The 22,398-nt window shown below is 66.7% G+C and carries 22 protein-coding genes; 6 read left to right on the top strand and 16 right to left on the bottom strand.

Annotated features, from left to right (window positions below):
• Positions 1–218: 218 nt before the first annotated feature.
• Together tyrS and C6A82_RS13615 are read right to left on the bottom strand one after the other, a co-directional pair.
• Positions 219–1,505 (bottom strand): tyrosine--tRNA ligase, encoded by a 1,287-nt coding sequence (tyrS, locus tag C6A82_RS13620; protein ID WP_105347138.1) that lies wholly within the window; start codon positions 1,503–1,505, stop codon positions 219–221.
• An 18-nt stretch (positions 1,506–1,523) separates the two neighbouring features.
• Entirely contained in the window at positions 1,524–2,135 is a 612-nt protein-coding gene (locus C6A82_RS13615; RefSeq protein WP_105347140.1) for a DNA-3-methyladenine glycosylase, read from the bottom strand.
• A 60-nt stretch (positions 2,136–2,195) separates the two neighbouring features.
• Between C6A82_RS13615 and C6A82_RS13610 the strand changes: the two genes are divergently transcribed.
• The 3 genes from C6A82_RS13610 to C6A82_RS13600 are packed head-to-tail and all read left to right on the top strand — an operon-like array spanning position 2,196 to position 4,337.
• Positions 2,196–2,960, top strand: coding sequence for an ABC transporter ATP-binding protein (locus C6A82_RS13610; protein ID WP_105347141.1), 765 nt, complete (start codon positions 2,196–2,198; stop codon positions 2,958–2,960).
• Positions 2,894–3,712 carry an ABC transporter permease gene (locus tag C6A82_RS13605; protein WP_233217056.1) on the top strand — a complete coding sequence of 273 codons (819 nt, stop codon included), beginning with the start codon at positions 2,894–2,896 and terminating at the stop codon, positions 3,710–3,712. The genes C6A82_RS13610 and C6A82_RS13605 overlap by 67 nt, the downstream gene beginning before the upstream one ends.
• A 4-nt stretch (positions 3,713–3,716) precedes the next feature.
• Positions 3,717–4,337 (top strand): TetR family transcriptional regulator, encoded by a 621-nt coding sequence (locus tag C6A82_RS13600; protein WP_105347143.1) that lies wholly within the window; start codon positions 3,717–3,719, stop codon positions 4,335–4,337.
• A gap of 68 nt (positions 4,338–4,405) precedes the next feature.
• On the opposite strand, the gene C6A82_RS13595 is transcribed toward C6A82_RS13600, so the two are convergent.
• The 3 genes from C6A82_RS13595 to C6A82_RS13585 form a co-directional block, all read right to left on the bottom strand.
• Entirely contained in the window at positions 4,406–4,615 is a 210-nt protein-coding gene (locus tag C6A82_RS13595) for a Trm112 family protein (protein ID WP_105347145.1), read from the bottom strand.
• A gap of 8 nt (positions 4,616–4,623) precedes the next feature.
• Positions 4,624–5,112: a hypothetical protein gene (locus C6A82_RS13590; protein WP_142406013.1), complete on the bottom strand. Its 489-nt coding sequence runs from the start codon at positions 5,110–5,112 to the stop codon at positions 4,624–4,626.
• Positions 5,113–5,179: 67 nt separating this feature from the next.
• A complete protein-coding gene (locus C6A82_RS13585; RefSeq protein WP_105347149.1) occupies positions 5,180–8,143 on the bottom strand; it encodes an acyl-CoA synthetase in 2,964 nt (987 codons plus the stop codon).
• Positions 8,144–8,250: 107 nt separating this feature from the next.
• Here C6A82_RS13585 and C6A82_RS13580 point away from each other — a divergent pair, with 107 nt between their 5' ends.
• Together C6A82_RS13580 and C6A82_RS13575 are read left to right on the top strand one after the other, a co-directional pair.
• Positions 8,251–10,029: an ABC-F family ATP-binding cassette domain-containing protein gene (locus C6A82_RS13580; protein ID WP_105347151.1), complete on the top strand. Its 1,779-nt coding sequence runs from the start codon at positions 8,251–8,253 to the stop codon at positions 10,027–10,029.
• 21 nt (positions 10,030–10,050) lie between these two features.
• The gene (locus C6A82_RS13575; RefSeq protein ID WP_105347153.1) at positions 10,051–11,355 is read left to right on the top strand and encodes a hypothetical protein; all 1,305 of its coding nucleotides are present in this window, start codon (positions 10,051–10,053) and stop codon (positions 11,353–11,355) included.
• Here the strand turns inward: C6A82_RS13575 and C6A82_RS13570 are convergent.
• The 3 genes from C6A82_RS13570 to C6A82_RS13560 are packed head-to-tail and all read right to left on the bottom strand — an operon-like array spanning position 11,333 to position 13,013.
• Positions 11,333–11,845 carry a hypothetical protein gene (locus C6A82_RS13570; RefSeq protein ID WP_142406014.1) on the bottom strand — a complete coding sequence of 171 codons (513 nt, stop codon included), beginning with the start codon at positions 11,843–11,845 and terminating at the stop codon, positions 11,333–11,335. The genes C6A82_RS13575 and C6A82_RS13570 overlap by 23 nt on opposite strands.
• A complete protein-coding gene (locus tag C6A82_RS13565; protein WP_158261658.1) occupies positions 11,842–12,411 on the bottom strand; it encodes a hypothetical protein in 570 nt (189 codons plus the stop codon). Before C6A82_RS13565 ends, C6A82_RS13570 begins: the two co-directional genes overlap by 4 nt.
• A complete protein-coding gene (locus C6A82_RS13560) occupies positions 12,408–13,013 on the bottom strand; it encodes a hypothetical protein (protein WP_311101336.1) in 606 nt (201 codons plus the stop codon). The genes C6A82_RS13565 and C6A82_RS13560 overlap by 4 nt, the downstream gene beginning before the upstream one ends.
• Before the next feature lie 55 nt (positions 13,014–13,068).
• On the opposite strand from C6A82_RS13560, the gene C6A82_RS13555 reads away from it, so the two are divergent.
• Positions 13,069–13,857, top strand: a complete 789-nt coding sequence (locus C6A82_RS13555) for an alpha/beta hydrolase (protein ID WP_105347159.1) — start codon at positions 13,069–13,071, stop codon at positions 13,855–13,857.
• On the opposite strand, the gene argH is transcribed toward C6A82_RS13555, so the two are convergent.
• The 8 genes from argH to argC are packed head-to-tail and all read right to left on the bottom strand — an operon-like array spanning position 13,852 to position 22,174.
• The gene (gene argH, locus C6A82_RS13550) at positions 13,852–15,258 is read right to left on the bottom strand and encodes an argininosuccinate lyase (protein ID WP_105347161.1); all 1,407 of its coding nucleotides are present in this window, start codon (positions 15,256–15,258) and stop codon (positions 13,852–13,854) included. The two genes, C6A82_RS13555 and argH, sit on opposite strands and share 6 nt — an antisense overlap.
• The gene (locus tag C6A82_RS13545) at positions 15,248–16,450 is read right to left on the bottom strand and encodes an argininosuccinate synthase (RefSeq protein ID WP_105347163.1); all 1,203 of its coding nucleotides are present in this window, start codon (positions 16,448–16,450) and stop codon (positions 15,248–15,250) included. The genes argH and C6A82_RS13545 overlap by 11 nt, the downstream gene beginning before the upstream one ends.
• Before the next feature lie 26 nt (positions 16,451–16,476).
• On the bottom strand, positions 16,477–16,974 hold the full coding sequence (locus C6A82_RS13540; protein ID WP_105347164.1) for an arginine repressor: 498 nt from the start codon (positions 16,972–16,974) through the stop codon (positions 16,477–16,479).
• Positions 16,971–17,894, bottom strand: a complete 924-nt coding sequence (gene argF, locus C6A82_RS13535; protein ID WP_105347166.1) for an ornithine carbamoyltransferase — start codon at positions 17,892–17,894, stop codon at positions 16,971–16,973. Before argF ends, C6A82_RS13540 begins: the two co-directional genes overlap by 4 nt.
• Positions 17,894–19,060 (bottom strand): acetylornithine transaminase, encoded by a 1,167-nt coding sequence (locus C6A82_RS13530; protein WP_105347167.1) that lies wholly within the window; start codon positions 19,058–19,060, stop codon positions 17,894–17,896. Before C6A82_RS13530 ends, argF begins: the two co-directional genes overlap by 1 nt.
• Complete coding sequence (argB, locus tag C6A82_RS13525; RefSeq protein ID WP_105347169.1) at positions 19,057–19,929, bottom strand: acetylglutamate kinase; 873 nt, start codon at positions 19,927–19,929, stop codon at positions 19,057–19,059. Before argB ends, C6A82_RS13530 begins: the two co-directional genes overlap by 4 nt.
• Positions 19,926–21,110 (bottom strand): bifunctional glutamate N-acetyltransferase/amino-acid acetyltransferase ArgJ, encoded by a 1,185-nt coding sequence (gene argJ / locus C6A82_RS13520; RefSeq protein WP_105347177.1) that lies wholly within the window; start codon positions 21,108–21,110, stop codon positions 19,926–19,928. Before argJ ends, argB begins: the two co-directional genes overlap by 4 nt.
• A 29-nt stretch (positions 21,111–21,139) precedes the next feature.
• Entirely contained in the window at positions 21,140–22,174 is a 1,035-nt protein-coding gene (argC, locus tag C6A82_RS13515) for an N-acetyl-gamma-glutamyl-phosphate reductase (RefSeq protein WP_105347171.1), read from the bottom strand.
• Between the last annotated feature and the right edge of the window lie 224 nt (positions 22,175–22,398).

Below are 22,398 nucleotides of genomic sequence, written 5' to 3'. Positions count from 1 at the left end.
TAGTGCGGACGGTCAGGAACCCGCCGAAGCGGGAACTTCCCTCTGGGACGCCGTCGCGCTCAGCGGCTGGACCGCGTCGCGACGACTTCAACAAGTTACGTGAGGGAAAAGTCGGAGTCAAATGGGCTGATCGGCGGTGTGTCTCAACGGTTCCGCCGGTCGTGCGCACTTCCGACACTCACTCCTTGCGTGCGCGGTCATGCGTCAGCACCGACAGATCAGTCAACGCGTTGCACCCCGGCGATATTCCGCTTGCCGCGACGCAGTACCAGCCACCGGTCGTGGAGGAAGTCCGACGGCTGCGGGGTCCAGTCCTCGCTTTCGACGCGGACGTTGTTGACGTACGCGCCTCCCTCGGCGACCGTGCGCTTGGCGGCGCCCTTGCTGTCGACCAGTCGGCTGGCCACGAGCAGGTCGGTGATGCCGTGTGGCGCATTCGGCGCTAGTTCCGCCACCTGGTTGTTGCCGGCTTCGCGAAGGGCCGCAGCCAGTGTCGGTTCGTCGAGCTGCGCAAGATCGGCCCGTCCGAACAACGCCTGACTGGCGTGTTCGACGGCCGTGCACTCCGACGCTCCGTGGACCAGCGTGGTGAGTTCCTGAGCGAGCCTGCGCTGTGCCGAGCGCTCATGAGGGCGTTCCGAAGTCGCGTGTTCGAGCTCGGCGACCTCGTCGCGCGACAGAAAGGTGAACCACTGCAGGTATGGGATCGCGTCGGCGTCGGCTGTGTTGAAGAAGTACTGATACCACGCGTAGGGACTCGTCATCTCCGGGTCGAGCCAGAGATTTCCGCCGCCGGTCGATTTCCCGAACTTGTTGCCATCGGAGTCGGTGACCAGCGGGGTGGTCAACGCGTGAACGGTCGCGGCCTGCTTCTGGCGCACGAGTCGCACCCCGGCGATGATGTTGCCCCACTGATCGGAGCCGCCGACCTGCAACGTGCAGCCATAGCGCCGGTTCAACTCAACGTAGTCGTTGGCCTGCAACAGCATGTAGCTGAACTCGGTGTAGGAGATTCCCTCGCCCTCGAGGCGTCGCCGCACGGTGTCGCGGTCGAGCATCACGTTGACGGAGAAGTACTTGCCGATATCGCGGAGAAACTCGATCGCGGCCAGCTCGCTGGTCCAGGTGAGGTTGTTCTCGACGACCGCGCCCGACGCTGTGTCATCGAAGTCGACGAAGCGCTCGAGCTGACCGCGGATGCGATCTGTCCAGTCGGCGACGGTGGACGCGGTGTTCAGCGTGCGTTCGCCGACCTCGCGGGGGTCGCCGATCATGCCGGTCGCTCCGCCCGCCAGCACGATCGGCCGGTGGCCGGCCTGCTGGAACCGGCGCAGCGTCAGCAGCGGTATGAGGTGCCCCGCATGCAGGCTCGGCGCTGTCGGGTCGAAACCCGAATAGACGGTGACGGGGCCCGCGGCCAGCTGCTGCCCGAGCGCATCCGGGTCGGTGGACTGCGCGATCAGCCCACGCCAGTCCAATTCGTCGAGGATGTTGGCCGTTCCCATGGTCCCGATCTTCCCGTATCAGTCGCTCTGGCCGGGCGCCGGTGCCCGCGGACTGCGGCGGTACAGCGACACCTCCGCCCGGCCGGCCAACCAGAACCGCCACGCCCGGTCGGCCGCCTGGCTGACGCCGACGCGAGGCCCGTCGACCGAGGCGTGCTCCTCGGACAGCTCGAGCCGCACCGGGCTGCGAGCATCGAAGAGGTCGATCCCGTTGTCATCCATCGTGATTCCCAGCGCCGAGCAGAGGTTGCCTGGGCCCCGCGCCAGCGCTGCGGGGCGCACGGATTCGCCCCGGCGATCTCGTGCAATGCCGAGTCCGGACTCGACCGCCGCGGCACGTAGCAGGACCGCCCCGGCGACTCCGTCGTAGCCGCACACGACATTGGCGCAGATGTGAATGCCGTGGCTGCGGTAGGTGTACATCCGCCCGGGCGGTCCGAACATCACCGTGTTTCGCCCGCGTCGGCCGCGGAAGGAGTGCGACGCGGCATCCGGCCACGGACCGTCGGGCGGGCCGCCGTACGCCTCGACCTCGATGATCATCGCGCTCACCCCGCGTCCGACCAACGCTGCTCCCAGTAGACGGCGGGCCGCGTCCACGGGAACGGCGGGCAGCAATTGCGCGGTCATCGTGGCGATTCTGCCTTCGCCCCTTGACACTCCGAACGCCCGGGGAGCAGTATTCACCACATGATGACTTCATCGAGTGATGAATTGTTGCAGCGGGGAGTCGAACCGGTCGTGACCATCGACCATCTCCGGGTGGTGCGTGGCAAGCGCCCGGCCATCCACGACCTGTCGGTGCAGATCGCGCGCGGCACGATCACCGGTCTGCTCGGCCCCTCAGGCTGCGGCAAGACCACATTGATGCGAAGCATCGTGGGGACGCAGATCCTCACCGGTGGCAGCGTCACGGTGCTGGGCCAACCGGCGGGCTCGGCGCCCCTGCGCAGGCGTGTCGGATACATGCCGCAGGCCCCCACGATCTACGACGACCTTCGAATCATCGACAACGTCCGGTACATCGGCGCCCTGTACGGCATGGATTCCAAGGCCGCTGACGAAGCCGTGTCCGCGGTGGGACTCGATGATCACCGAACGGCCGTGTGCGGCAATCTCTCCGGCGGCCAGCGGACACGCGTTTCGCTGGCTTGCGCGCTGGTGGCCGCTCCGGATCTGCTGGTTCTCGACGAGCCGACCGTCGGCCTCGATCCCGTGCTGCGCGTCGACCTGTGGCAGCAGTTCGATCAGTTGGCCAGGCGTGGAACGACACTGCTGGTCTCCAGCCACGTCATGGACGAGGCCGACCACTGCGGTGACCTGCTGCTGATGCGGGACGGCCACCTACTTGCCCACACCACACCACGAAAGCTACGAGAGGACACGGGATGTCAATCACTGGAGGAAGCGTTTCTGTCCGTCATCCGGCACAGCACCGCAGCCGCAGCAAGCTGAACCCGCAGAGCTACGTCGCGACCACCGGACGCATTCTTCGCCAGCTCGCGGCAGACCATCGCAGCGTGGCGATGATTCTCGTGGTACCGAGTCTCATCATCACGCTGATGTACTTCATGTTCCAGAACGCGCCCCATCGGCCGGGTACCCCGTCACCGTTCAACAACGCCTGCCTGATCATGCTCGGCGTGTTCCCCCTGATCGTCATGTTCCTCATCACGTCGATAACCATGCAGCGCGAACGGGTTTCGGGAACATTGGAGCGCATCCTGACCACACCGCTGCGCCGGCTGGATCTGCTGGCCGCCTACGGTACGGCGTTCTCGATCGCGGCGGCCGCACAAGCCACGCTGGCCTGCGTCGTGTCTTTCTGGCTCCTCGGACTGGACACCAAGGGCAGCCCGTTATTGGTGTTCGTGATCGCGATCATCAATGCGGTGCTCGGAGTCGGCCTCGGCCTTCTGTGCAGTGCATTCGCGAGGACAGAATTTCAGGCGGTGCAGTTCATGCCCCTGGTCATCGCCCCGCAGCTGCTGTTGTGCGGCATCATCGTTCCCCGCAACGTATTGCCCGATTGGCTGCAATGGGTGAGCAACGTGCTGCCCGCCAGTTACGCTCTTGAAGCGCTGCAGCAGGTCGGCGCCTACCCGGACCTGACGGCGATCGCGTTGCGGGACATCGTGGTGGTGATCGGATTCGCGGTCATCGCCCTGTGCCTGGCCGCTGCGACGCTACGACGAAGGACACCGTGAAGTCTTGACGACCAACACCGAGCGCAAACGTCCCGGGCGACCGCCCGGGACCTCGGTCACCCGTGAGCGCATTCTCGACTGCGCCCGGGAGCTGTTCGCCCGCAACGGGTTCGACAAGACGTCGATCCGCGCCATCGCCGCCGACGCCGAAGTGGATCCCGCGTTGGTACACCATTACTTCGGCACCAAGACGCAGTTGTTCGCCGCGGCGATCCACATCCCGATCGACCCGATGGCCGTGATCGGACCGCTGCGAGAAGTTCCCGTCGACCGAATCGGCCATGTGCTGCCGTCGATCCTGTTGCCGCTGTGGGATTCCGAGATGGGCAAGGGTTTCATCGCGACTTTGCGGTCGATTCTCGCAGGCAACGATGTCTCGCTCGTTCGGTCGTTCCTGCAGGATGTCATCGCCGTCGAGGTCGGCTCGCGGGTCGACAATCCGCCGGGCAGCGGACGTGTGCGCGTCCAGTTCGTGGCGTCGCAGTTGGTCGGTGTGGTGATGGCGCGCTACATCCTCGAGCTGGAACCGTTCAGATCCCTTCCCGTTGACCAGATCGCGGAAACGATCGCCCCTAACCTGCAGCGCTATCTGACCGAGGACTTGCCCGGGTTGGCCAAAGTGTGAAAACGGCTCCTGCACTTGCGTTCCGGCGGGCTGAGGGGAAGGGGAGGCGCCCGAATAGTGACGAACCGTCAGGATTTCGCGCGGCTCAGCAGCCGTTCGTGTTCGGCGTCGTCGTCGATCGCCACCGCCTCGTCGACCAGCAGCACCGGGATGCCGTCCTCGATCCGGTACGCCCGACGCAACCGAGGGTTGTAGAGATATTCGTCGTCACCGATCAACAGCAGCGGACCGCGGTCCTCGGGACAGACCAGGATGCTGCGCAGCGTGTCGTCGAGCACGAGGTGAATCAGCCGGGATGACCCATGATGGTGCCGCCCTGATCGAAGGGAGCGGGCGCTCCGCCGATGGCGAAGTTGTTGTTTCCGCCTTGGGCCTGCTGTGCGGCCGCCTGTGACTGGAGCTTGCGTTGGTAGGCGACGGTCGCCTTGAGGGCCTCCACGAGGGGCGCCTGGTTGGGCCGCTTCTCGAGCGCCTCGGTGATGGCCGTCTGGTTCGCTTTCGACGGCCGGAAGCCGAGATTTCGAAGGGTGAGCACCTCATGGACGAGATTGGAGAGCTGACCGCCGCCTGCGCCCAGGTCATAGTCCTGCTGAATGATGGCCAGCGCCTGCTCGCCCGTCATTTTCGGCGCCGCGGGAGCCTCGGTATCGGTCGTCTCATCGTCGCCTGGAGCGGCAACGGCAGTCGGCGCGCCGATGCCCGCAAAAAGTGCGCCGGCGACCATGCCGCCAGCAAGGGCACCGACCAGGCGGCGCCTACCGTTTTGCGATGTCATCCGATCCTCCAGTGCTCCTCGCGGGGGCGGTGCAACCCTAACAGTGTGTCGGACCTGCGGCACGGCCTCAGTCCGCGCCGATGATCTCGGTGCGCACCGCGGCCGTCAGTCGCTTGTACTTATTGGTATCCACGTCGAGGTACCAGGCGTTACGTGAGGGCTTTGGCACACCCATCGCACGCAGCGGGCTGATCAGCGGTCGGTACGACGCGCTGAGGGTCATTTCGGGCACCACGTGCACGATGTCGGGCGCCCCTCCGACGGGAAGTTCCGCGAGCGCCTCAGAGAGATCTCCTGCTGCAATGCTTCCGCCGGGGCGCAGAGCGAGGGCGGCCACCGCCACCCGCTGCCGGCCGATGTCGACGGCATAGGTCACCGACAGGTCCACCGCGTCGATCATGCCGAGTGCGTCGTTGACCGGCGCCGCGTAGACAGGTCCGCGTTCGGTGCGGATGACGAGGCTGCGGTTGTCCACGGCCCAGTAGTCGCCGTCCAGATCACGCCGGAACAGGTACTCGGTGGACACCAAGGTGTCGGCGGGAGCGAACACGCCGCGCTTCACCGACGCCGTCGGGTCGATGGGCCCGCGCGGATGCGCCAGCATGACGCCGACTTCGTTCGTCTCCGCTCTTCGCACGAAGCCGCGGTCGTCCTCGAGGATCAGGTCGTCCTCCGGGTCGTACGCCGCGAGTTCGACGTCGCCGCCGCCGGGAAGGGGCCTCCCCTTGCTGCCGATCTTCGCTCCGGCCACGTTGGCCAGGACCGCCTGGCCGTCGGTGGTCGCGAAGAACTCGACGACGTGGGCGGGCTCGAAGATGTCCACAACGCGTTTCCACAGGCCCGTCGGCATACCCGAGCCGATGAACAGCCGCACCGGATGGTTGCCGGTCAGCGCGAACGACGGGTCGTCGATCACATCGCGCAGCATCGCCCACGTGTAGGACACCACCGTCACGCCGTACTGGCGGATCTCCTGGATGAACCGGTCCGGCCGAAGGCCCCGCGACAGGGCTATTCGAGAACCACCGACGACCGCGCCGCCCAGGCTCACCAGCAGCCCCGACTGATGGTGCAACGGGGTAAGGCAGTAGACGGTGTCGCCGCGGCCGAGGTTGGCCGCCGATGCGGTCCCGAACGCCGACAACGCCCAGCGGAAGTTGGTGATCTGGCGAGCGAGCAACTGGCCGCCCACCGTGCTGAATGCGACGAACGCCAGGTCGCGCGCCAGGCCCGGGTTCGGCCGGTACCAGCCGGGCAGATCCACCTCGTCAGGGTCGATCCGCTCCATGTCCACGACGTCGGCGTCATCGGGCACGTGCAGTTCCCGCGACTCGCCGCCGCCGAGCACGAGCACCCTCGTCGAGAGGCCGCGGGCAGCGTCGAGATTGCTCGGGTCAGCGATGACGTCGGACACCGCGCCAAGCCGCACGACGGTTGCCAGATCGGCGTCGGAAGGCATCAGCACGGCGACCGCGCCGAGACGCGACAGGGCGGCGATCGCCACCAGCGCACTCGGCCGGGTCTCCATCAGCACACCGACATGCGCGCCCTGTCGAACGCCGACCTCGATCAGGCCGCGCACCACGTTGTTGACGCGGCGATCAACCGCCTCGTAGGTGTGCACGCGCCCGTCGAACAGCAGGGCCTCGCCGTTGGGCACATCCCGCGCCTGCTCGCTCATGATGCGGCCGAGTGAGATGCGGGTGTGGTCATTGATCTGGCCGAGCCTGGCCAGCCTGGGCAGGGTGCGGACCGTCTCGACTGCCAGTGCGCGCGCCGACTTGTTGGCGGCGACGACCGCCTCGGCGGCAGATCTGGCGATGGTGAACGCCATCTCGCCGGCGGCGGTGGCGCCGTGGGCGATTCGCGATGCCAGCGGTACACCGCTTTCGTTCGGCTCCGACGGCTGGAGCGCCATCGGCACGACGCCTTCGGGCAGATCCGCGTCACCGTCGATCGACTTGACCCACTGGGCCACCGTCGGCCACGTCTGAGTGGCCGCCTTCGATCCGACGACGAGGCCGAAATGGCCTGCGCGGATGAGGAATTCATATACGTCAGCCTGCGGCGCAGCGCGTTTGATGCCGCGCACCGAAGCGGGCTGGCCGATGTCGTCGACCTCGCCGACCACCGCCAGCACCGGGCAGTTGATGTCGCTGAGCGTCACAAGGTCCCCGTGGATGGAGAACCCGCCGGTCATCATCCGGTTGTGCGCGATGAACTGCTTGAGCAGTTCGGCGATCGCGGGGCCCGACCACGCGATCCAGCCCTCGGATGCCAGGAATCGTCGCTGTTGCTCCCGCGGCAACAGCGCTTCGCGATCGTGCAGCTGCCGCAGGAAGTCCAAACGCGACTGCGCGGTCTTGATCGGGTCGAGCATCTGGAAGCCGGTGCGCGCGAGCCAGCTGGGAATGTCGATCCGGCTGAACACGTGGTCGGCCATGAAGTCGGCGGCACCGGCCGCCAGCCCGGCGGGAAGGTTCATCGGCAGCGCGGCGAGCGTGTCCACCGGCGAGCCGAACGCGACGATGCTCGCGAGATCTTTCGATCGGCGGAACGCCGCGGTCTGGTAGCAGAACATCCCGCCCTGCGAGTAGCCGGCCAGATGAACGTCGCGCTCGGTCGTCTCCTTGACGGTGTCGATGGCCTCACTCAGCGCGACGACGTGGTCGGCCAGATTGCGCTGCATGCCGCCCTCGACCTTGTCGGGTTCACCGAAGTCGATCACCCACGGGTCGATGCCCGCGGCGTGCAGGATGCCGACCGCACCCTCGTCGCGGGTGACGTCCCACATGTCGGCCGACATCATCATGGGGTGGACCATCAGCACCGGGGGGCCCGGCGGTTTGGAGCCAGGCCGGGTATCCGGCGGGAAGTAGCGCCGCAGCCGGTACATCGGCACGCTTTCCACGACCTGGAACGGCGACGGCACGGCACCGGTCTCGAGGCCGCCGTACCGCAGCACTTCCAGACCGTTCTGCGCGGTGGCCACCAACCGGCCCACTGGCCTGGTTATCGCACCAAGGTCCACCACCGGCGGTTCCCCTTTTGTCACAGATGTCCCCCGATTGCCGAGGTCATCATGGCACAGAGCCTGCGGCGTCCTCGGCGAGATGCCCTACCTATCATCGGCGGCTGATGGCCAACTTGATCAACGTCGAACGCGCGACGGTCGGCTACGGCACCCGGACACTGCTCGACGGCGTCAGCCTCGGCGTCGACGAGGGCGACGCCGTTGGCGTGGTCGGGCGCAACGGAGACGGCAAATCCACGCTGCTCGGAGTGCTGACCGGCACCCGCGAGCCCGATTCTGGTCGGGTCACCCACACGTCGGGCTTATCGGTGGGTTACCTGCGGCAAAGTGACGACTTCGCAGCCGGAGCCACGATTCGCGAGGTCGTCCTGAGCGAGCGAAGCGACGGGAAATCAGAAGTCGGCGGCAGGCCGGACCACATCTGGGCCGCCGAACCCGACACCCGCGCAGTCGTCGAGCACCTGCTTGCGGCGGTGGACCTCGACACCGACGTCGCCGACCTCAGCGGCGGTGAGCGACGCCGGGTCGCGCTCGCCGCCGTCCTCATCGCCGGACACGACGTGCTGGTGCTCGACGAGCCGACCAACCACCTCGACGTCGAAGTGATCGGCTGGCTTGCGCAGCACCTGTCGGGTCGGCGGTCGCAGGCCCTGGTGGTCGTCAGCCACGACCGCTGGTTCCTCGATGCGGTCACCGCCAAGACGTGGGAGGTGCACGACGGCGCGGTCGACGCCTACGACGGCGGATACGCCGCCTATGTGCTTGCTCGCGCCGAGCGGATGCGACTGGCCGCCGGTACCGAGGCCAGACGCAGGAACCTGATGCGCAAGGAGTTGGCGTGGCTGCGCCGCGGACCGCCCGCAAGGACGTCGAAGCCGAAGTTCCGGATCCAAGCTGCCAACGAACTCATCGCCAACGAGCCGCCACCGCGTGATTCGCTTGTGCTGCAGCGCTTTGCGACCACGAGGCTCGGCAAGGACGTCTTCGACCTGCACCGGCTGCGCCTCGAGGTCGGTGACCGCGTCATCCTCGACAAGGTCGACTGGTCCATCGGGCCTGGTGAGCGAATCGGGCTAGTCGGGGTCAACGGCACCGGCAAAACGTCGGTGCTGCGGCTGCTCGCCGGTGACCTGGCGCCCGCGGCGGGCACGATCAAACGCGGCACCACGCTGCAGATCGGCTACCTGAGCCAGGTACTGGTCGAGCTGACAGGCGCAGAACGGGTGATCGATGCAGTTGAACACCACCGGCGAATCAGCCAATTGGCGGCTGGACGCGAGATCAGCGCCGACACCCTGCTAAAGGATTTCGGTTTCGTCGGAGACAAGCTGACCGCCCGAATCGGCGAGCTGTCCGGCGGCGAGAGGCGCCGCTTGCAGTTTCTGCGCATCCTCCTCGACGAGCCCAATGTGCTGCTGCTCGACGAACCGACCAACGACCTCGACATCGACACGTTGACCGTCATCGAGGACTACCTCGACGACTGGCCCGGCACGCTGATCGTGGTCACTCACGACCGGTACTTCCTGGAACGCGTCACCGACGTCACCTACGCGCTGACCGGTTCAGGGCGCTGCGACCTGCTGCCCGGCGGCGTCGAGCAATACCTCGACGAGCGCGTCGCCGCCGAACCCGAATCGCCCCAACCCGAGCCGCAGCGCACTGAGACGGCATCGGCGCGCGCGCGGCGCACAAGCAAGGAGATGGCGCGCATCGAAGGGCAGCTCGCCAAGTTGGACGAACAGATCGCCGCGATGCATCACGCGATGGCCGAGACCGCCGCCGATCATGTCCGGCTCGGTGAGCTCAACGCCGAGCTCAACCAGCTGCTGGCGAGAAAGGATTCGCTCGAGGAGGCGTGGCTGCGCGCCGCCGACGAATAGATCACTGCTTACGATGTTGCTGTGCGCTACGTGCTTCGGCCCTTCGCAATGTGGTGGCACTATTTCCCACAACTCGCCGCGCTCTACCTCCTCGGCTGGTTCGGGCGCAAGGGCGCCATCGAACTCGCCGCGTATGTCGGCTGGGACAACGACGTCTGGGCGTCGCTGATCATGCCGTTCGCCGGGTTGGCCCGGCTCGGCTCGTACGGCGCGATGTTCCTGGTGCTGCGCTCGGCGATACCCGTCCTGGCCGCACTGCCCCGACGGTCGGCGCGCAGTGTCGACGTCTTCGCCAACATCATCGTGCCGTTCTTCGCGATCTATCTGGCGTGGAAACTGTTCGCCGAAGATTGGCTGGAATTCGAGACCGCGGCGCTGGACTATCGGGTCGCCGACTCGATGACGACCGCGTTGACAACTGGCCAGTCCAGTGGCGGACTACACCCCGACGAACTGCCGATCAGCGGCGTCACGTGGGCGATCATCGCCGCTGCCCTTGTCGCGCGCTACGTGCTCAGCAGATTCAAGGACAGCTTGCCGCGTTGGGTGATCGGGATACGGGTGTACGTCGATGCGCTCTGGGTCTTCCTCACGCTCAGCTTCGCGGCCACTCAGGGAGCGACCTTCGTGCTCGATCCGATGGGCTGGATCGGTGAGCGACGAATCATCGTGTGGGCAGATTCCATTCGCGCCGAGCTCTTCTCATATTTCACGCCGCTCGAAATACTGTGGGACGCCGCGATGGCAGTGCTGCGCACCGCGTTCGGCGGTGCGACGATCCCCTTGCTGTGGCTCGCCGTGGCCGGCATCGTCTACGGCGTCTCCATGCCTGACTGGCGGGACGTCGCGCGCCGCGTCGTCGGCGACCGCGCCGACATCGTCTTCGAACGCGCGGATGCCGGCCGGAGAAGATTGAGCCAGAGAGGCTGGCGCGTCGACAATGACGTCGGCACGAGATTCGCCGGATGGGCACGCGCAAGGATGGGCAACTACTCGAACATCGTCGACTCTGCGCGGTTGATTCTGCATGGCGGCGCGCTCGCGATAACGCTGTATATATGTGGCTATCTCGCGCTGGCATGGCTCGACATGGCGGGCGCTTTCTACCGCCCCGAGGTCAGCATCGGTTACCTCTTCCGTTCCATCGCATGGCTTTTCGGCCCGCACCCGATCACGTTCTGGAACGGCTTCGCCGACACCATCGCGTTGGTCTCGCACGTGATCGTCGAGCCGCTGCGGGTGTGTCTGATTGCGGCGACCGTGGCGTACTGCCTCGAGCAGGTTGGCGCCAAGGACGACTCCACTACAAAAGCAGCCGCACCGTGATCCGGCCGTCGAACTGCACGATGTCCATCGCGGTCGGCACGGCATCCTGGGGCAGCAGGAACGTGAACTGAAGCAGCCCGATCCGACTGCACAGGCTCGTCACGCCGTCACCTTCGGGTGCCGTGAACCCGCCGACGCCTTGGCTTTTCCATCGGCGCTTCCCGTCGGTGATGACACCGTTGCAGACCACTTTCTGCGGGGGCGGCCCGGTCCGCTCGACGGTGACGACCCTCAACACGGTGCCTGCGGGTAGCGCCGGGCCGTAGCTGCGCGGACTGCGGTTCAGGTACTTCGTCGCATCGATCTTCCACGTGTACCCATCCGCTTCGCCGCTCTGCCCCCTGGGCACAACGCCTCCGGGAACGACGGTGTGGCGATAGGTCGCCCACGAGTCGCTCAGACCGGTGAATATGGCCACCGCGATGGACACCAACGCGGCGACCGCTCCGATCACGTTGCGCACCCACAACTTCGACAACCGGGCCCTCACGATGCGGAACTTTCCGGCTTCCGCAGTGTCACTTCGTCGACCCGGTCGAAATGCGAGCCTTGCGTGGGGATCCCGATGTTCAGACGTGAATCGAGCCGGCCGTCGCCGACCCAGAGCAGAAGCGTCAACGGGTCCGACGACTCCGGCGCGACGAGCGCGGCGGCGACGTCGAACACCCAGGAACCTCGCAGTGTTATCCCCGGACTGATCTCGCCGAACACAGTGTCGGTGAAGAACACATCGGACGGCGTATAGGCGTTGGGCCCGACGACCAGCTGGCTGTGGGCCGGCTCGGTGCTGACTGTGCCCTCCAGCGCGATATCGACCACCACCCAGACACCTGCGGGCTTGACGGAGTTGACTTCCCGGGCGACGCGAACTTCGGTCACGGTGGCCGTGACGCCCCGACCCCTCGTGGAGGTGCCCGCATCGCCGCAGACCTCGAAGGGACCGAGCACGTCGGTCGGTGTCGGCAGGTTCTGCCACAACACGGCGGCTACCGCTACGGTGACGACCACCCCGGCAGCGGCCAGCGCCCGTCGCGCGTCGGGCATGCGTAGCTTCACGACGGCCCCTGCACGGGCACGACGACCTGCCCGTAGTTGTCGGTGTCGATCCACTCCTTGCCGCCGTAGGTGACCTTCAGCTGTGTGTAGGTCTTCTTCCAGACGCGAATGGTGACCGAAGCAAGGGACTGCGCGACGGCATCGGGAACCTGCCAGGCGAAGACCAACTGCTCGGTGAGCCCAGGGCCGAGGTTCTGAATGGCCGAACCGTCGCGAAACCGGAAGGCGCCGAAGAAATCCTTCGCGGGCACATCGCGCAGATCAAGTTGATCGCGGAGTCGCCCCGGCACGGTGCCGTCGTTGCGCAGTGTGGTGAGTACACCCAGGTACTTCATCCCCGGCTTCGGAGACCCGTAGGTTCCCTTCAGCTCGTCGACCACTCTCGCGCGCTCGATCGTGACGGTGTATTCGCCGTCGTTGAACTCCTCACCGGGTTTGAACGGCGTGACCTGTTTGTTGACGGTATCGAGGCCGCCGAAGGCCGCTGTGGCGACGAGCACGAGAAGAAGCGCCACCCGCCTGGTCTGCGAAGCGGTCAAGCGAGCGAACCATTGACTCCATCGGCTGGTCCGCTCGACGGGTGCGGGTGGCTGGCCCTCCATGTTGCTGACTTTAGTGGCTACCGAAGACGCCGCGGTGCACTAGCCTTTGTGTCTGATGCAGGAGGTCATCGACAGAGGCCGTTGCACCGCAGCCCATCCGGTGCCGCTGCTGTTCGTCCATGGTGGCTGGCACGCTGCGTGGTGCTGGGACGAACACTTCCTGAACTTCTTCGCTGAGAACGGGTTTCAGGCCGTAGCCGTCAGCCTTCGCGGGCACGGCAGGAGCCCGGCCTCCCAGCGCCTGCGGACCTACTCGATCGCCGACTACGTCGACGATGTGAATGCCGCCGCTGCTCTACTCGACAGCGAGCCCATCTTTGTCGGGCACTCGATGGGCGGATTCGTCGTGCAGAAGCTCCTGGAGAGCCACCACGCACCGGCGGGCGTGCTGATGGCCTCGGCACCGCCACAGGGCACTTTCCGTGCCTCGCTGCGCCTCATTGCACGCCACCCGTGGGCGGGGCTGCTGAAGCCGAGCACGATCGGCACCACCCTTGACGTGGTCGGCACTCCCGTTCTGGTCCGCGACCACCTCTTCTGTTCGCACACGCCCGAAGAGATCGTCGTCGATTGCGCGGCACGACTGCAGCCCGAGAGCGGACGCGCGATGCGCGAGATGAGCTTTGGCGATCTGCCACAGCCGGAATTGATCAGCACGCCGATGTTGGTGCTCGGCGCCGCCGACGACGGAGCGTTGACGCAGGAAGAGGTCCGGGCGACGGCGCGCGCTCACGGCACCGACGCCCAGTTCTTCTCCGACATGGGCCACGACATGATGCTCGAGCCGGGATGGCAGGCGGTCGCCGAGCGGATGATCCAGTGGCTCGGCCACCGTGGCCTATAGGCGCGCGCGGAGAGTTTCGGCGGTGTTGCGAACGACGCCGAGTTGTTTGGCCACCTGAATCGGCGCGGTGCCGCCGCGGGCATCGCGAGAGTTCACCGAACCAGCCACGGTGAGCACCTCGCGCACGTCGCCGTTGAGCTCCGGATGGATAGCGGTCAGCTCGGCGTCCTCGAGGACTTCGAGCCCGACTCCCCTTGCTTCGGCGGCCCGCACCGCCGCGCCGGCCGCCTCGTGCGCGGTCCGGAACGGCACTCCCCTGCGCACCAACCACTCGGCGATATCGGTGGCGAGCGTGTAACCCAGCGGGGCCAATTCCGCCATCCGGTCGACATCGAAGCGCAACGTTCCGACGAGGCCGGCCATAGCGGGCAGCAACAGCTCGAGCTGGGCCACCGAGTCGAATACCGGCTCCTTGTCCTCTTGAAGATCGCGATTGTATGCCAACGGCTGCGCCTTGAGCGTCGCCAACAAGCCCGTGAGGTTGCCGATCAGCCTGCCCGCCTTGCCCCGCGCAAGCTCGGCAATGTCGGGATTCTTCTTCTGCGGCATGATGGAACTGCCGGTCGACCACGAGTCGTGCAGTGTCACATAGCCGAACTCAGTCGTGCTCCACAGGATGATGTCCTCGGCCAAGCGAGACAGATCGACGCCGATCATCGTGAAAACAAACGCCGCCTCCGCAGCGAAATCGCGTGCGGCGGTGGCGTCGACCGAATTGTCCGCGGCGGCCGCGAATCCGAGTTCTTCGGCGATGGCGTCCGGGTCGAGCCCCAGTGACGAGCCCGCAAGCGCGCCGGCGCCGTAGGGCGACACCGCCGCGCGCGCGTCGAAGTCGATCAGCCGGTCGACGTCGCGTAGCAGCGGATGTGCGTGCGCGAGTAGGTGATGGGCAAGCAGGATCGGCTGGGCCGACTGCAGATGGGTCTTGCCGGGCATGATCGCCGTCGGATGCGCCGCGGCCTGTGTCGCCAGCGCTGACACCACGTCAAGCGCACCATCGGCGATCCTGCGGACCGCATCACGCAACCACAGCCGAAAGAGCGTGGCCACTTGGTCATTTCGCGATCGGCCCGCCCGCAGCCGCCCACCGAGATCGTCGCCGACACGGTCGATCAGCCCACGTTCCAGCGCGCCGTGCACGTCCTCATCGGTGACGATCGGCAGAAAGCTGCCGTCGGCCACATCTTCGCCGAGGCTGTCCAGTCCCGCGAGCAGACCATCGCGCTGCTCCTCGCTCAGCAACCCGGCACGGAACAGCACACGGGTGTGCGCCTTCGACGCCCTGATGTCGTAGGGCGCGAGCACCCAGTCGAAGTGCGTGGACTTGCTCAGTGCAGCAAGCGCATCCGACGGGCCGTCGGTGAACCGCCCGCCCCACAGCGACCCCTCGTTAGTGCTCACCCAGGTCCCTTCGCGCGGCGATCTTCGAGGACAGTCCGTGCACGTGCACGAAGCCCTTCGCCGAGGACTGGTCGAAGGTGTCGCCCTCGTCGTAGGTGGCCAGGTTGAAGTCGTAAAGGGATTCGGGGCTGCGCCTGCCGTTGACGGCGATGTGCCCACCGTGCAACACCATCCGGATCTCGCCGGTCACATGTTCCTGAGTATCGGCCACAAACGCTTCCAGCGCCCGCTTCAGCGGCGAATACCAGAGGCCGTCGTAGACGAGCTCACCCCATCGCTGGTCGGTCTGGCGCTTGAAGCGGCCCAACTCCCGCTCGAGCGTGACGTGTTCGAGTTCGGTGTGGGCAGTGACCAAGACCATCGCCCCCGGCGCCTCGTAGATCTCGCGGCTCTTGATGCCGACCAGCCGGTCTTCGACGACGTCGAGCCGGCCGACGCCTTGTTCGCCCGCGCGGCGATTGAGTTCCTCGATGGCCTGCAGCACGGTCACGCGCCTGCCGTCGATCGAAACCGGCACGCCCTTCTCGAATCCGACGATCACCTCATCCGGCGAGCTCCAGTTGACGGTCGGATCCTCGGTGTAGTCGTACACGTCCTTGGTCGGCGCGTTCCACAGGTGCTCGAGGAAACCGGTCTCCACCGCTCGGCCCCATACGTTCTGGTCGACGGAGAACGGCGAGCGCTTCGTGACGTTGATCGGAATCGCGTTCTCCTCGGCGAAGGCGATCGCCTTCTCCCGCGTCCACGCGTAGTCGCGGACCGGCGCCAGTACTTCCAGATCCGGTGCCAGTGAACCGAATCCGACCTCGAACCGGACCTGGTCGTTGCCCTTGCCCGTGCAGCCGTGTGCGACGATGCCGCCTTCGTACTCGCGCGCGGCCGATACGAGGTGTTTGACGATGAGCGGGCGGCTGAGCGCGGACACCAGCGGGTAGCGATCCATGTAGAGCGCGTTGGACTTGATGGCGGGCAGACAGTACTCGTCGGCGAACTCGTCGCGCGCGTCGATGACTACGGCCTCAACGGCACCGCAGTCGAGCGCTCGCTGTCGCACGACCTCCATATCCTCGCCGCCCTGGCCGAGGTCGATCGCGACGGCGACGACCTCGCGGCCGGTCTCCTTGCCGATCCAGCTGATCGCCACCGAGGTGTCCAGACCGCCTGAATACGCCAGGATGACGCGTTCGGACATGTAATCAATCTCCTTTGTTGACAGGCCTATCGAAGGTTCTCGATAGTGGCGGCCAGTTCGGCGCCGGTCATCGGCTCGCGGGCCACCACGAAAAGGGTGTCGTCGCCGGCGATCGTGCCGACGACATAGGGCAGCGCGGCACGATCGATCGCGCTGGCCAGATACTGGGCCGCTCCCGGCGGTGTGCGCAACACGGCGAGGTTCCCGCTGGCGTCGGTCGACGTCAACAGGTCGCTCAGGAGCCGCGTCAACCGCTCGGTTCCGCCCGAGACGCCGCGCACCGGGCTACCGTCCTCGGGCACGACGTAGACGCCGACGCCGCCGTCGGCGGCCCGCAGCTTGACTGCGCCCAGTTCCTCCAGATCGCGCGACAGCGTCGCCTGGGTCACCTCGATGCCCTCGGCGGCGAGCATCGCGGCCAGTTCGGTCTGGCTGCGAACCGGGTTCGACGACAGGATCGCGACGATGCGTGCCTGCCTACCCGCCCTCGTGGTGCTGATCTCCGGAGCTCTGCCTGCGGTCATGACGCCTCCAGCAGCCATGCCAGCAGCGCTTTCTGCGCGTGCAACCGGTTCTCGGCCTCGTCCCACACTGCGCTGTGTGCGCCGTCGATGACGTCGTCGGTGATCTCATAGCCGCGGTGTGCGGGGAGACAATGCAGCACAACGGCTTCCGAGTCAGCCAGGCCAAGCAGCTCGGCGTTGACCTGGAACGGCTTGAACGGTGAGATCCGGTCCAGCCCGTCGTTTTCCTGACCCATCGAGGTCCAGGTGTCTGTGACCAGCACGTCGGCGCCCGCCGCGGCTGTCGCGGCATCACCGCAGACCGTCACCGATGCGCCGGTCAGCTGACCTCGCTGCTCGGCGGCGGCCACGAACTCCTTACTCGGTTCGAATCCGCGCGGCGCGGCGATGGTGACGTCGATGCCCGCCGTCACGCCGCCGATCATCAGCGAGTGCGCCATGTTGTTGGCGCCGTCGCCGAAGTAGCACAGCCGCAGGCCCTTCAGCGCGCCCTTGCGCTCGGCCAGCGTTTGAAGGTCGGCCAGCACCTGGCAGGGATGGAACTCGTCGGAGAGCGCATTGACGATCGGCACTGTCGCGCCGGCTGCCATCGCGGTGAGTCGGTCCTGCCCGAACGTGCGCCACACAATCGCTTCGACGTAGCGCGACAGCACCTTTCCGGTGTCTTCGAGCGTCTCCTCCCGACCGAGCTGCGTGCTGCGCCCGTCGACGACCACGGCGTGTCCGCCCAGCTGCGCTATGCCCACCTCGAACGAGAACCTGGTCCTCGTGGAGTTCTTGTCGAAGATGACCGCGACACCGCGCGGTCCCTCGAGCGGACGCCGCGAGAAGGGGTCGCTCTTCATGTGAGCGGCCAGCGCCAGCACCTCGGCCTGCTCGTCAGGCGACAGGTCGTCGTCCCGCAGGAAGTGCCGGGGCATCACGACACCGCCTTGTCCAGGACGCCCGGCAGCGCAGTGAGAAATTCGGCGATCTGCGCCTCGGTGATGACCAGCGGCGGCGCCAACCGGATCAATTGCGGCGCAGCGGCGTTGACAAGGAACCCGGCCTCGCGGGCCGCGGCCTCCACGACCTTGGCCTCGGGAGCGGTCAACGCAATTCCGCACAGCAGACCGCGACCGCGCACGTGGTCGACGAGCGGGTGGCGCAGCGCCTCGACGCCGTGGTGCAGCGTCTTGCCGAGGACATCTGACCGCGACACCAGATCCTCGTCGGCCAACACCCGCAACACCGCGAGCGCCGCGGCTGCGCAGATCGGGTTGCCGCCGAACGTGCTGCCGTGCATCCCCGGTGTCAACAGCTCGCCTGCGGGCCCCACTGCGAGGCAGGCGCCGATCGGCAGACCACCGCCGAGTCCCTTGGCCAGGGTGACGATGTCGGGGGTGATGCCGGCATGCTGATGGGCGAAGAACGTTCCGGTACGCCCCATTCCGGTCTGTACCTCGTCCATGACCAGCAATGCGCCCCTGGTCGTCGACAGCTCGCGAGCAGCCACCAGATAGCCTTCGGGCGGAACGACAACACCCGCCTCGCCCATGATCGGCTCGAGGAAGACGGCCGCGGTCTCGTCGTCGACGGCTTCGGCCAGCGCGGCCACATCGCCGTACGGCACATGCACGATGTCACCGGGTAGCGGCGCGAACGGCTCCTGCTTCGCGGGTTGGCCGGTCAGCGCGAGGGAACCCATTGTCCGGCCGTGGAATGCGCCCTGTGCGGCGATGATTTTCGTGCGACCCGTCAGCCGGGTGATCTTGAACGCGACCTCGTTCGCTTCGGTGCCGGAATTGCAGAGGAAGACCCGCGCCTCGGCGCCGAGCAGGCCGACGAGCGCCTCGGCGAGCGCGACCCCCGGCTCGGTCACATAGAAGTTCGAAGTGTGGCCGAGCGTGTTCATCTGGGCGGTGACCGCGTCGATGACCGCCGGATGACGGTGGCCGAGGACGTTCACCGCGATGCCGCCGAGGAGGTCGATGTACGACTTGCCGTCGACATCGGTGACGACCGCTCCGTCTCCGGTGGCCAGCGCGACGGCTGGGGTGCCGTAGTTGTTCATCATGACGCGATCCCAGCGCTGTTGCAGGTTCATGCGGGGACCACCTTCGTTCCAGCGCCCTCGTCGGTGAACAACTCCACCAACACGCAGTGCTCGACGCGGCCGTCGATGACGTGTGCGCTGGGCACCCCGCCCGATACGGCTCGCATGCAGGCTTCGATCTTCGGCACCATGCCCGCCTCCAGGGTCGGCAGTAGTTGTGTCAGTGCGGCGACGTCGATCTCGCTCACCAGCGAGTCACGGTCGGGCCAGCTGGTGTAGAGGCCTTCGACGTCGGTGAGCATCAGCAACTTCTCGGCGCCGAGCGCCTCGGCCAGCGCGGCCGCAGCGGTGTCGGCGTTGATGTTGTGCACGACGCCGTCAGCATCCGGCGCGATCGTCGAGACCACTGGAATGCGTCCGGCGGCAATCAGATCCAGAACGGCAGCCGTGTTCACCTGCTCCACGTCGCCGACCAGACCGATATCGGTGTCGACCCCGTCGACAGTGACGCTTCGGCGCACCGCGGTGAACAGATGCGCGTCCTCGCCGGTAATACCGACGGCGTAGGGCCCGTGCATGTTGATCAGGTTCACCAGCTGGCGGCCCACCTGGCCGAACAGCACCATTCTCGCCACGTCCAGCACCTCGGGGGTGGTGACGCGGAAGCCGCCCTTGAAATCGCCCGAGATCCCGAGACGTTTCAACATCGCGGTGATCTGCGGGCCGCCCCCGTGCACCACGACGGGATGAATACCGCAGTTGCGCAGGAAGACCATATCGGCCGCGAACGCCTGGCGCAGCGCGTCATCGGTCATCGCATTGCCGCCGTACTTGACCACAACCACCTTGTGGTGCAACGCCTTCAGCCACGGTAGCGCGGCGGCGAGCACGTCGGCCTTGGTCTGCGTCGGTGTCGTCATGAGCTGTACGCCGAGTTCTCTTCGACGTACGCGTGCGACAGGTCGGTGGTTCGGATGTCGGCTGTCCCGTCGCCGACGCCGAGGTCGATCGTCACCTCGATATCGGCGCCGGACAGGTCGACATCGCGCGCGCCCGGCGCTCCGACACCGTCCACACACACAGGGGAAGCGTTGAAGGACACGCTGATCCGCTCGGGATCCAACCGGACGGGAGCCATTCCGACGGCGGCCAGCACACGACCCCAGTTCGGGTCGGAGCCGAACAGGGCGGTCTTGACGAGGCTGTCGCGTGCGACGACGCGTGCCGCGGTGAGTGCCTCGGCCTCATCCGCCGCCCCGACGACGGTGACGATGACCCGCTTGGTGACACCTTCGGCGTCGCCCTGCAACTGTGCGCACAGGTCGTCGCACACCTTCAGAAGTGCCTCGTCGAGATCGTCCTGAGTCGGCGCGATCGCGCTTGCGCCAGAAGCGAGTACGAGAACGGTGTCGTTGGTCGAGCAGCTGCCGTCCACATCGAGTCGGTCGAAGGTCAGCGCGCTGGCCCGGCGCAACGCGTGATCCAGTGCGGCGGCGTCGGCGACCGCGTCGGTGGTGAGGACGCAGAGCATGGTCGCCAGCGACGGGGCCAGCATGCCCGCCCCCTTGGCCATTCCGCCGACGGTCCAATTGCCCGGATGATGCAGCGCAACCTGTTTGGGAACCTTGTCGGTGGTCATGACGGCTCTGGCAGCCTCCTCGCCACCGGTGAGCCCACCCGCCATCTCGTGCACGATGTCGGTGACACCGGCGAGCACCTTGTCCATCGGCAGCCGATCACCGATCAGACCGGTGGAACACACGGCGACCTCGATCGCGCCGGTGTCGGTGCCCCAGTCGGACAGGGCGGTGGCGACGGCCTCCGCGGTGGCGTGACTGTCCTGGAATCCGCCCGGTCCGGTGCACGCGTTCGCCCCGCCGGAGTTCAGGATCACCGCGCGCAGCCGACCGGTGGTCAGCACCTGCTGGGTCCACAGCACCGGCGCGGCCTTCACCTTGTTGCGGGTGAACACGCCCGCGGCAGCGTAATCCGGGCCCTCGTTGAACACCAGCGCCAAGTCCAGTGCGCCGGAGGCCTTGATGCCCGCGGCGATGCCGGTGGCGCGGAAGCCTTCGGGGGCCGTGACGCCCTGCGTCCGCATCAGCCTGGTGGTACCGGCTGCGGTACCCGTCACGGTGCCACCCCCACGATCGACAGTCCTTCGGTCTCCGGCCAGCCGATGGCGAGGTTCATCGACTGGACCGCTGCCCCACCGGTGCCCTTGACGAGGTTGTCGATTGCTGCGATCGCGATGAACACCCCGGCGTCGTCGTCGACGGCGACCGCGAGTTGGGCGGCGTTGCTACCGATCACCGCACCGGTCTTGGGCAGTCGACCTTCCGGCAGGAGATGCACGAAAGGTTCGGCGTCGTAGGCTTTCTCGTAGGCGGCGCGCAGTTGGGACAGCGGTGCGTCCGTCCGGGCCGTGCACGTTGCGAGGATGCCTCTCGACGTCGGTATCAGGACCGGGGTGAACGACACCGTCACGTCTCTGTCGGTCACCGCGCGCAGACCCTGGGCGATCTCCGGTGTGTGCCTGTGCTTGCCGCCGATGTTGTAGGCGCGCGCGGAACCGATGACCTCGGCTCCGAGCAGATCCGTCTTCGCGGCACGCCCCGCACCGGAGGTGCCGCTGACGGCGACGACGGTCACGGCGGGGTCCACCAGATCCTCGGCGACCGCAGGCATCAACGCGAGCAGCGCCGCCGTCGGGTAACAGCCGGGAACGGCGATGCGAGTGGCGCCGCGCAGTCGATCGCGTGCCCCTGGCAGTTCCGGCAGGCCGTAGGGCCAGCTGCCCGCATGGGTCGACCCGTAGAACCGCTCCCACGCCGCCGGGTCGGTGAGCCGGAAATCGGCGCCGCAGTCGACGATCACGGTGTCGGCGCTCAGCTCCTCGGCGAGCGTCGCGGAGTGGCCGTGCGGCAACGCGAGGAACACGACGTCGTGCCCGTCGAGCACATCGGCATCGGTGGGCTCCAGCACTCGGGCACCCAGCGGCAGGAGGTGTGGGTGGTGTTCGGCCAGCGTGGTGCCCGTGCTGGCGGCCGCCGTGAGTGCCCCGATCGTGAGCCGTCCGTCGGCGTACGCGGGATGGCCGAGGAGCAACCGCAATATCTCGCCGCCGGCGTATCCGCTGGCACCGGCAACAGCCACAGAAGTCATGCAGTGAATTCTGCATGTTTATGCAGAGCACTGCAAACTAACTCTACGTGGCGCTTGCCAGTCTGTTAGCTGCACAGATCTTTGCGACGGGAAGCGCCTGCGTTGTCAAGCTGACGTTTCTCCGCTTCATCTGCGATTATGCCGCATACTCCGAGGTATGGGTGTTGGGGGCAGAGCGGTTATCGATCTGACCGGCTCGTTTACCAGTGAACTGCACGATCTTC

This window comes from Mycobacterium sp. ITM-2016-00318 (genome assembly GCF_002968285.2).
Lineage (GTDB): Bacteria > Actinomycetota > Actinomycetes > Mycobacteriales > Mycobacteriaceae > Mycobacterium.
The sequence above is the reverse complement of the archived record's forward strand: the minus strand, read 5'-3'. Positions and strand labels throughout refer to the sequence as shown.